This window comes from Prosthecobacter fusiformis (assembly GCF_004364345.1).
Classification (GTDB): domain Bacteria; phylum Verrucomicrobiota; class Verrucomicrobiia; order Verrucomicrobiales; family Verrucomicrobiaceae; genus Prosthecobacter; species Prosthecobacter fusiformis.
Window position 1 is genome coordinate 145,503 of record NZ_SOCA01000011.1, and the last position, 8,719, is coordinate 154,221.

Here is an 8,719-nt window from a genome sequence, read left to right on the forward strand (position 1 = left end):
CCGGCTTTTTTATGCGTGGAAGGGTAGGGGTCTGGCTTCTCACAGTTTAGCTTCACCCTGAAGGATGCGTTTGAGCAACTGACCCCGCACGCCCACTCCGTCCTGCGTCAGCTTTAGTAGCTTGGCGTCCACCTTGTCCTGCTCCATCAGCGGCAGGTTAGCCCATGGCAGTGTGATGCTGTGGGGGCCTTGGCAAAGCGCATCGTAGCGGATAAGACCTTTTACATACGCAGACCACGATGGATAGCCTAAGATTTTAGCACGCTTTTCAGCTACATCGAGGAGATCTGGAGGTAATTTCAAGGAGCGGGTGCTGGATGCCATAGGGAAAGAATGTTAGCTGCGGATCGGGAGGACCGCCACAATCTTGCGAGCCGACTGCTCTTGTCTAGTATGTTCTTTTGAACATAATTCTCTGGAGGGCCGTAATCTTTTTTGCCACTATGATGAAGCTGGCTTTTTCTTTTTGAGATCGTTTTTTTGAATGCTGGCAGGCTCCTTTAACATCTCCTGCCGCACCAACCAGATCATATAATCACGTACAGACATAAATCCCGTGCTGGCTCTGCGGCGTTCCAGCTCTTCCCATTCTTTCAGAGTTAGCGGCATGTCCCAATCTGCGTCTCCAGAGGAACTGAAAAGTGGAGTTCCCTCGATTAAATGCTCCAGCAGCAAAGAGGCCGGCCCAGAAGGAGCTTGCCCCTTTTCCCATTGGGTGACTGTGGTGGGGGATACCCGCAGCATCGCCGAGAACTGGCTTTGAGTCAGCCCTTTGGATTCGCGATAGTTACGGATTTGCTCAGAATTCATGGCTGAATTATTCAGTGCATTATCAATCATTGCAATCCTGTATATAACTCTATTTCGAAAGCTTGCAGTGCCCAAAAGCTCATTCTGCTTCAGGCCAACCGATGACTGGTGGCTTCTGATCTATGATCGCAGGCCATACTTTCGATTAACTATACCAATAGGAAAGCGGGAGCATCGATAGCCCCCGATTTCATGGGCGTTAATCAAATAGGTTGTAGATCTTTTTGATGCCTTGGAGCTTCGCCTCAAAATCAATGTGAAGGTCTTTAAGGCGACCCGTTTGGATGTCGAATACCCAGCCGTGGACGATGGGGAAGCCCTGTTGGCTGTGACTGAGCTGGACGGAGGCTGTCTTGATGACACTGAGGCACTGCTCCTGGACGTTGAGCTCCACAAGGCGGTTGTAGCGGGCGGCTTCATCGCGGATGTCGTCCAGCTCTTCCTCATGCAGGCGGTAAACATCGCGGATGCTGCGCAGCCAGGGATTAAGGATACCCATGTCTTTGGGCACCATCGCGGCCTTAACACCGCCGCAGTTGTAGTGACCACAAACGATAATGTGCTTCACGGCCAGATAGCGAACAGCATAATTAATGACGCTCATGACATTGAGGTCGGTGCTGACAACAAGGTTGGCCACGTTGCGATGTACGAAGGCTTCGCCTGGTTTCAGGCCCATCATTTCTTCGGCAGTCACGCGGCTGTCACTACAGCCGATGTAGAGATAATCCGGCTTTTGATCGAGCGACAGTTTTTCAAAATAATCGGGTTGCTCTGCCTTTTTGGCATCAATCCAGGCTTTGTTATTGTCGAAGATTTCACGGTATGTGGTCATGCTAAATGAGAACTCTAAACAGAATGATTGCCGATGCGAGCAGGACTTAGCCCCTGGGGTGATGGGACTAGCAGGGAAGGGGGGCTTCTTGTCTGCGGTGCCTGAGGCCGGAGAGCGTACCTATCTCGGCTTCTAATTGATACACGGCGTACGTTTGCATCCGCAGGGGCTTGTGTCATGATAGAGCGGGCTTTGGGAAGGATCGCTATGCCCTGACAAGCCATGAGCAAACCCGCAGCCCAGATGAACCGGACACCGCTGATCCAGCGATCCAACAAGGACTTTTTTATCGGTCTCTCCCGTGCCTTCGGTGGGGCGCTTGTTTTTGGCCTGCCTCTGCTCATGACGATGGAGATGTGGTCCATGGGCAGTACGGCGGAAGAGGGGCGGCTAGCGTTACTATTCCTCATGAGCATTCCTCTGCTGGTGGGGCTTTCACATTATGCGGGTTTCGAGGAAACTTTCTGCATGCTGGATGATGTGGTGGATACGTTTGTAGCGCTGGCAGTTGGTTTTGTGACCAGTGGCGGCATCCTTTGGATGCTGGGTGTCATCGGTCCGCAGACCGCAGCGGATGATTTAATTGCCAAGATAGCCATCCAGGCCGTCCCGGGCAGCATCGGTGCGCTGCTCGCAGCCAGCCAGTTCGGCACAAAGGAGGAGGAAGAGGAGGAAAAGCAGCGCTTTACCCGCTATGATGGGGAGCTTTTTCTCATGGCTGTGGGGGCCATCTTTTTCGCATTCAATCTTGCCCCCACGGATGAGATGTTAGCCATCGCCCAGCAGATGGGCTTGGCTCAGGTATTGGGGCTGCTTGTGTTGTCCCTGGCAGTTATGCATGCCTTTGTGTATGCCGTGAAGTTTTCCGGCACCCCAGACACGCCTGAGAGTACGCCGCAGTGGAGCCTATTTCTGCGTTTCACCATTCCTGGTTATGCCATCGCACTGTTGATGAGCCTGTACATTCTCTGGACGTTTGGCCGCATGGATGGCGCGAGTCTGCAGACCGGCCTGGCTACGACAGTGGTTCTAGCCTTTCCTGCGGCCATCGGAGCCGCTGCCGCACGGCTTGTCATCTGATCTCTTTTTCACTCACTGTATGGCCACACCTCAGAAAAACTCTTCAAATGCAACTGCGAACGCCGCGCCGGAGATCCCGCTGGCAGAGTGGATCGCCAGCGGCGTCGGCCTGCTACTGGTGGCTGCCACCGTCGGCTATCTGGCCTATGCCGCCGCCACGCAAGAGGATGGCCCGCCGGATATCCGAGTGGAGGTGCTGGCCGTGCAGCCGTTGCGTCACGGGTATGTGGCCCAGTTTCGCGCAATCAACGAAGGACAGCAGGCTGCCAGCGATGTCCACATCACCGGCGTGCTCGGTCAGGGGGCGGAATCAGAGGAAAGCGCTGCCGTGCTGGACTTTCTGCCCGCAGGCTCCGAGAAGGGCGGTGGCCTCTTCTTCACTCGAGATCCCTCCGCCAGCCCACTCACCCTGCGCGCCACCGGCTTTCAAAAGCCGTGATTGAAGTCAGGCGCTCGGCTTCGTTGTTCCTCGCTATTCAAATACAATCTCCATGTTCCTAATGGCGGAATGGGGAATAAATGAATCAGCCACGCTTCATCCCTGTATAAACCACACCTTGCACTGGTCCGTGGCCTCCCCACATTCGTTGTCTCTTTTGATCTCTTTAAACATGGAAAACGTCATTATCATCGGTACCGGCTGCGCGGGTTATACGGCAGCTATCTACACGGGGCGCGCTAATCTGAGCCCACTTATTCTTTCAGGAAACCAGCCTGGTGGCCAGCTTACGACCACCACTGAAGTGGAAAACTTCCCGGGTTTTCCGGAGGGTATCATGGGGCCTGACCTGATGATGAACATGCAGACCCAGGCTGAAAAATTCGGCGCACGGATTGAGTATACCCTGGTCACCGGCGTGAAAAAGACTGACGAAGGCCACTTCGAGATCATCAGCGATGATGGTACCGTCCGCCAGGCCCGTTCCGTTATCGTGGCCACGGGGGCTTCCCCGAAGCATCTCGGCCTGCCCAATGAAAAAGGGCTCATCGGCCACGGGTTGACCAGTTGTGCCACCTGTGACGGCGCTTTTTACCGGAACGTTCCCGTGTGTGTTATTGGTGGTGGTGACAGCGCCTGTGAAGAAGCTAGTTTTCTGACTAAATTCGCCAGCAAGGTGTATCTGATTCATCGCCGCGATAGCCTTCGTGCCTCCAAGATCATGGCCGACCGCGCTCTGGCGAATCCGAAGATCGAACCTGTCTGGAATAGCACTGTCGCCGAATACCTCACCGATGAAAAAGGTGAGATGCGCGCCGTCACTCTGGAAAACCTCGTCACCGGGGAAAAGTCCGAATTGGAACTGAAATGCGTCTTCGTGGCCATTGGCCACATCCCGAATGCTGCATTCCTGGGAGACCTAGTGGATACTGATGAGGGCGGATACGTCCTTCAGACCCAGGGTACACGAACAAAGACCGAAGGTTTGTTTGCTGCCGGGGACGTGGCGGATCATGTTTATCGTCAGGCAATCACGGCAGCGGGTCAGGGCTGCGCAGCTGCCCTCGAAGCCGAGCGATATCTGGCTGATATCGGAGTGCATTGATCCCAGGGAAGCAGAAAACGTTTCACAAAAAAAGCCCCGCCTCTCGTGAGAGAAGTGGGGCTCTTTTTTGGTTAAAATAAGTTACGCTTGCGGCTGCACATCCGGCACGGAAGGCCCCATCGCCTGGGCGAAGCGGGTCTTGGCACGCAGCATGAGGGTACCCAGGCAAAGATCTGCCAATGGGAACACTACGTTGAAATTTTTATGCATGTAACGGTGGTGCAGAAGATGATGACCGTTCAGGCGGCGGAAAAGCCAGGACTGCTCCAAGCGGCGCGCCTTCGGTAAGTGCATGCACCAGTGAATGCGCTCGTAGAGAACATAATAGCTAGTCATGCCAATCGCGGAGCCAGTGACCAATCCCCACTGTCCGAGTGCCCATGATGCCAGCACGAAGGGAATAGAACTCAGCAGGATCAGCACAGGTCCATTCCACCACGCCATAGGGATGGTCTCCTTATCATGATCATGAATCAGATGGTAGGTGTGATCGGCCTTGAAAACTTGGTGGTGAACCACAGCGTGAGCCCGGAAAGCATACTGAAATCCGCCAAAAGGGCGATGCATAAGGAACTTATGAACCGACCATTCAAAAAATGAGCCATAAATGACTGCCAATGCAAAGCCGATGAGCGACCAAATCCAGAAAAAATCCATACAGGTTGATTAGAGCGCGGGCATTCGTTGCAAATGCCCGGTTAGTCAATACGAATTGCGGGGTTAGAGAGACGCAAAAAACCCGCCAACCGGGGGCGGCGGACGGGCTTTAAGCTTAAAATTTGGGTTATTAGCCGTCGCTTTCGCGCTGGCTACGGTCTTCACTGGAGCCGATCGGTTTAGCACCGCTGAGCTGGAGAGCGCGGTTCATGAAATCTTTGCCACCCAGTTCCTGAACGGCACGGCGGGCTTCGTCCACGCTGCCCATGGTGACAAAGGCAAAGCCTTTGGAACGCTGAGTACGGTTGTTGACCACTACTTCGCAGTTACGCACACTGCCCAGACCGCTGAAGAGCTCAAAAAGATCGCTCTCGGTGGCATCGTAGGAGAGGTTACCGACATAAAGGCGCTCCGTGGAGATGTCTGATGGATTGACGGACACTGGCTCACGGCGCGGCTTTGGCTCGCGCGGTGGACGGCTGTCACGATCTCGGTCGCGGCCACCGGATTCGGTCCGGGTGCTTTGGTTGCGAGGCTGTGGGGTGGCTGCGCGGGGCAGGCTCTTCTGTTTTCCCAGGAGGCCAAATGAGAAAAAGCTGAGAATCTTCTGAAGGCCGCTTGGTTCCTGATGGCCAGCACGCGGGGTGCTGCCTGGGCGGGATGAAGGGCTATGCTGTCCGCCGGAGGAGCCCGGACGGTTGCGTCCGCCACGGCTGCGGCGGCGGCGATTGTTTCCTTGGGTAGTGCTGTCTGACATGGGTCGTTCGTTCTTGGGTGGGTTGGGTTCTGAGCACCGCGCCATGAGGCGTGCTAGGGGTCGGCAGTGGGGATGGACGTCTTGTCACATCCACGAGGCCGGGCCGGTTGACGGACCGCCAGTGCGGGTCGTCGCAGCCCCATCGGGTGCTGCAGTTCAGTGAGCCGGACCACACGGGGTCCCGGTGCGTGTGACCACAAGTCACAATGAGGCCGCCCCGCGATACAATCGCTGGTCCATTCATAGCTTTAGGCACGATCAGAGGTCTGGCGTGGCACATTCCGCAAATTGGGTGGGGGGAGGTGGCCTCAGAGCACCGATGCTCTGATTAAACTGCAAATTCAGCCTAACTGTCAGGATGAAGGCGGTCAACATCGTATTCCGGCCCGCATGGGAAAGTCTTCATGGAAAGAAAGTGAAACCCGCTAACGATACAGTGAATCGCCATTTTCCCCCTGCTTTCATGAAAATCACCCTCGCTGCTATCCTTCTGCTGTCTTCGATTGCCTCTGCCAAGACTGAATGGAGCCGTTTCCGGGGGCCGAATGGAACAGGCGTGGCGGAAACCTCCGGTCTCCCTTCCGAGGTGACTGCTGAGAATACCTTGTGGAGTGTGGACTTAGCGAAGGGCTGGTCTTCCCCTGTTCTTTGGGAAGACAAAGTCTTAGTGACTGCGGAAACCAGCCCCGGTCGGCATGGCATCATCGCATTGGATGCTAATAGCGGGCAAGAACTGTGGCGGCATGAGGAGCCTTTCGAAGAACACAAAAAGCACAATTTCAACAGCTTCGCCAGCAGTTCAGTATTCGTGGATGCGGACCGGATCTATGTCAATTGGAGCACTGGAACCACCATCCAAGCCTTGGCCATTGACCATAAAGGCAAGCAGGTCTGGAAAAACGAGCATGTCGCTGACTATATCCACGAGCACGGTACTGGCGTCTCCCCCATTGTGGTGGATGGCATCATGATCGTTCGCAGTGAGTTCGACTGGGAGCGTGATGGCAAAGTCTATACTGAAGATCCCGTCCAGCAGGCATGGAAAAGCTGCATCGTTGGTCTGGATGCAGTCACTGGCAAGCAGGTCTGGAAATTGGAGATCCCCAATTGTCTCAATACCTATTCCACCCCGGTGGTGAATGTGCGGGCGGATGGTAAAAAGGAAATTATTTGCACCAACAACGCCAGCGGCGTCATGGGCATTGACCCCGTTACAGGCAAGATCAACTGGCAACATAACGAGGGCTACAAGCAGCGCAGCCTTGGTTCTGGCGTCCTGCATGATGGCGTTTACTTCTGCACCTTTGGTACGGGCGGTGGAGTCAAGGAATTTGCTGCCATCGACATCACTGACCCCAAACCTAAGCCGGTCAGCTTTACTTTCAGCAAAGGGCTGCCCTATGTGCCTTCTCCACTAGTTATGGGCGATTTCATGTACTTATTGGGTGACGGCGGCATCCTCAAAACGGTCAAATTCAAAACTGGCGAGCTCGTTTATGAAGAGCGCGTCAACGGCAGCAAAGGCAGCAGCAAATTTTTTAGCAGCCCCGTTGCCGGAGATGGAAAGATCTACTGCGGCAGCCAGCAGGGGGACTTGGTCATTCTCAAAGCTGGCGAGAAATTCGAGCAGCTTTCCGCCAATAAATTGGACAGCACCATCAACGCTACTCCCGCGATTGGCGACGGGCGCATTTACGTCCGCACGGAAAATAAGCTCTGGTGCATTGGCTCCAAAAGCCAGCCTGTTCCATAACAAAGATGGGAAGCTGGGCTGGGGTGAGCTGGCGTTTCAACATTTCACCCACGGCACAAGATTCTAGTTCGGTTTAATGGCTTTCCTTGTAGATGACCGTGCGGCTGGCCAGCCGATGCCTTTTTCCACCATTTGATGAATAGGAAGCCAATGGTTCTCAGATGCACTGCAGATGGAATCCATCCTCCTCGATTGATGTTTGGCACATTGAGGACCGCATATTGCGAGACCGAAATCTTCGTCGCATATTGGCTGGTCCCATTTCCGGCGATCTTGGGCGCATACAGCAAATTTCTCGAATCTGCCTGTCCAATGGCCATCAAGTTCACGCCTCGAAGCGGATAGGGTGCAAATCGTCTTCGAGCGGATCAATTCGCACCTTGATCAGTGCGGCAGATAATGGCTAGGGACCGGCGAGGAATTCTTCCCAATGTTTTGATCCCTTCGCCAAGCCGATGAAGCGACTAACCGAAAGCATGGCACCAGTCGCAACTGAGGCCATCTCATTTAGAGGTATCTTCAGTCAGATCATCCTCCGCCTGCTTGATGCCTGCATTCCAGGAGGGTGGATCACTGGCGGGAAAAGATTCCGCCATGGCTTCATCAATCCGGTCTTGCTCGGTTAGATCAGTAGTAGAGGCTTTAGTCTCTTCATCTTCAGTGTCGAGGCGGGTTGTTTCGGTAGGGGCGGGATGCATAAGGAGGAGAGTTGATGTTTTGCAACGCGGCCTCCAAAGTGTCTCTTTTTCAGCAGCGTCACACTTATTCGGACAAGACCGCCCATCTGCGCTTCTCATCATATTTCTCCTTTTTCATTTCATCCTCATGGTTAGACCGTCGAACACGATGCCGATTTTCCTCCAGCGAGTCGAAAATGCCCCAATTTTGGGTAAAAAAGGGGTCTTGGGAGAAGAAAGCGCGAAAAAACCTTCAAAAAAGAGCAGAAAGGAGTTGCGCGGATCTCGGGACTGGCCATACTGCCAATCCGCCACCGAAACAGGAGCGGCTGACAAAAGCGAAGCGAGCGACTTTAGTTGTTCACGGAGTGGAAATCAGAAAGTGATCTTTCAGAAAACAACATCTTCAGATTGGCGAGAATGAGCGAAGCGGAAGCTGAGTGAGTTTGAGTGATTTGGAGAGACAAAAACGAAAGCTAAATTGTGCGCTGCGTGTTATGGAATGCGCAGCTTGCCTGAAAGAATGGCAAGGTCAATTTAGCTGACTTAAGGAAACTAAAGTCAGCACCAATTTTTGGAGAGTTTGATTCTGGCTCAGAACGAACG

At 54.0% G+C, this 8,719-nt stretch carries 10 protein-coding genes; 4 read left to right on the top strand and 6 right to left on the bottom strand.

Annotated features, from left to right (window positions below):
* Window positions 1-39: 39 nt before the first annotated feature.
* From EI77_RS20660 to EI77_RS20670, 3 genes are all read right to left on the bottom strand, one after another.
* The gene (locus tag EI77_RS20660) at window positions 40-324 is read right to left on the bottom strand and encodes a hypothetical protein (RefSeq protein WP_133797210.1); all 285 of its coding nucleotides are present in this window, start codon (window positions 322-324) and stop codon (window positions 40-42) included.
* 117 nt (window positions 325-441) lie between these two features.
* Entirely contained in the window at window positions 442-885 is a 444-nt protein-coding gene (locus tag EI77_RS20665) for a helix-turn-helix domain-containing protein (RefSeq protein WP_208300432.1), read from the bottom strand.
* A gap of 124 nt (window positions 886-1,009) precedes the next feature.
* The gene (locus EI77_RS20670; RefSeq protein WP_133797211.1) at window positions 1,010-1,645 is read right to left on the bottom strand and encodes a carbonic anhydrase; all 636 of its coding nucleotides are present in this window, start codon (window positions 1,643-1,645) and stop codon (window positions 1,010-1,012) included.
* Between the two features lie 222 nt (window positions 1,646-1,867).
* Here EI77_RS20670 and EI77_RS20675 point away from each other — a divergent pair, with 222 nt between their 5' ends.
* The 3 genes from EI77_RS20675 (at window position 1,868) to trxB (ending at window position 4,269) form a co-directional block, all read left to right on the top strand.
* Window positions 1,868-2,725: a TIGR02587 family membrane protein gene (locus EI77_RS20675; protein WP_208300433.1), complete on the top strand. Its 858-nt coding sequence runs from the start codon at window positions 1,868-1,870 to the stop codon at window positions 2,723-2,725.
* 19 nt (window positions 2,726-2,744) lie between these two features.
* The gene (locus EI77_RS20680; protein WP_133797212.1) at window positions 2,745-3,164 is read left to right on the top strand and encodes a hypothetical protein; all 420 of its coding nucleotides are present in this window, start codon (window positions 2,745-2,747) and stop codon (window positions 3,162-3,164) included.
* Between the two features lie 172 nt (window positions 3,165-3,336).
* Window positions 3,337-4,269, top strand: a complete 933-nt coding sequence (gene trxB, locus EI77_RS20685; protein ID WP_208300434.1) for a thioredoxin-disulfide reductase — start codon at window positions 3,337-3,339, stop codon at window positions 4,267-4,269.
* Between the two features lie 81 nt (window positions 4,270-4,350).
* On the opposite strand, the gene EI77_RS20690 is transcribed toward trxB, so the two are convergent.
* The gene (locus EI77_RS20690; RefSeq protein ID WP_133797213.1) at window positions 4,351-4,926 is read right to left on the bottom strand and encodes a sterol desaturase family protein; all 576 of its coding nucleotides are present in this window, start codon (window positions 4,924-4,926) and stop codon (window positions 4,351-4,353) included.
* Between the two features lie 130 nt (window positions 4,927-5,056).
* On the bottom strand, window positions 5,057-5,683 hold the full coding sequence (locus EI77_RS20695; protein WP_166647404.1) for an RNA recognition motif domain-containing protein: 627 nt from the start codon (window positions 5,681-5,683) through the stop codon (window positions 5,057-5,059).
* 463 nt (window positions 5,684-6,146) lie between these two features.
* Between EI77_RS20695 and EI77_RS20700 the strand changes: the two genes are divergently transcribed.
* Window positions 6,147-7,436 (top strand): outer membrane protein assembly factor BamB family protein, encoded by a 1,290-nt coding sequence (locus tag EI77_RS20700; RefSeq protein ID WP_166647405.1) that lies wholly within the window; start codon window positions 6,147-6,149, stop codon window positions 7,434-7,436.
* A 503-nt stretch (window positions 7,437-7,939) separates the two neighbouring features.
* Here the strand turns inward: EI77_RS20700 and EI77_RS20705 are convergent.
* On the bottom strand, window positions 7,940-8,134 hold the full coding sequence (locus tag EI77_RS20705; protein WP_133797216.1) for a hypothetical protein: 195 nt from the start codon (window positions 8,132-8,134) through the stop codon (window positions 7,940-7,942).
* Window positions 8,135-8,719 lie beyond the last annotated feature (585 nt).

Coding starts and splice junctions, on each gene's coding strand:
- EI77_RS20660 (WP_133797210.1), bottom strand. CDS start 324: ATGGCATCCAGCACCCGCTCCTTGAAATTACCTCCAGATCTCCTCGAT.
- EI77_RS20680 (WP_133797212.1), top strand. CDS start 2,745: ATGGCCACACCTCAGAAAAACTCTTCAAATGCAACTGCGAACGCCGCG.
- EI77_RS20690 (WP_133797213.1), bottom strand. CDS start 4,926: ATGGATTTTTTCTGGATTTGGTCGCTCATCGGCTTTGCATTGGCAGTC.
- EI77_RS20675 (WP_208300433.1), top strand. CDS start 1,868: ATGAGCAAACCCGCAGCCCAGATGAACCGGACACCGCTGATCCAGCGA.
- EI77_RS20700 (WP_166647405.1), top strand. CDS start 6,147: ATGAAAATCACCCTCGCTGCTATCCTTCTGCTGTCTTCGATTGCCTCT.
- EI77_RS20705 (WP_133797216.1), bottom strand. CDS start 8,134: ATGCATCCCGCCCCTACCGAAACAACCCGCCTCGACACTGAAGATGAA.
- trxB (WP_208300434.1), top strand. CDS start 3,337: ATGGAAAACGTCATTATCATCGGTACCGGCTGCGCGGGTTATACGGCA.
- EI77_RS20695 (WP_166647404.1), bottom strand. CDS start 5,683: ATGTCAGACAGCACTACCCAAGGAAACAATCGCCGCCGCCGCAGCCGT.
- EI77_RS20670 (WP_133797211.1), bottom strand. CDS start 1,645: ATGACCACATACCGTGAAATCTTCGACAATAACAAAGCCTGGATTGAT.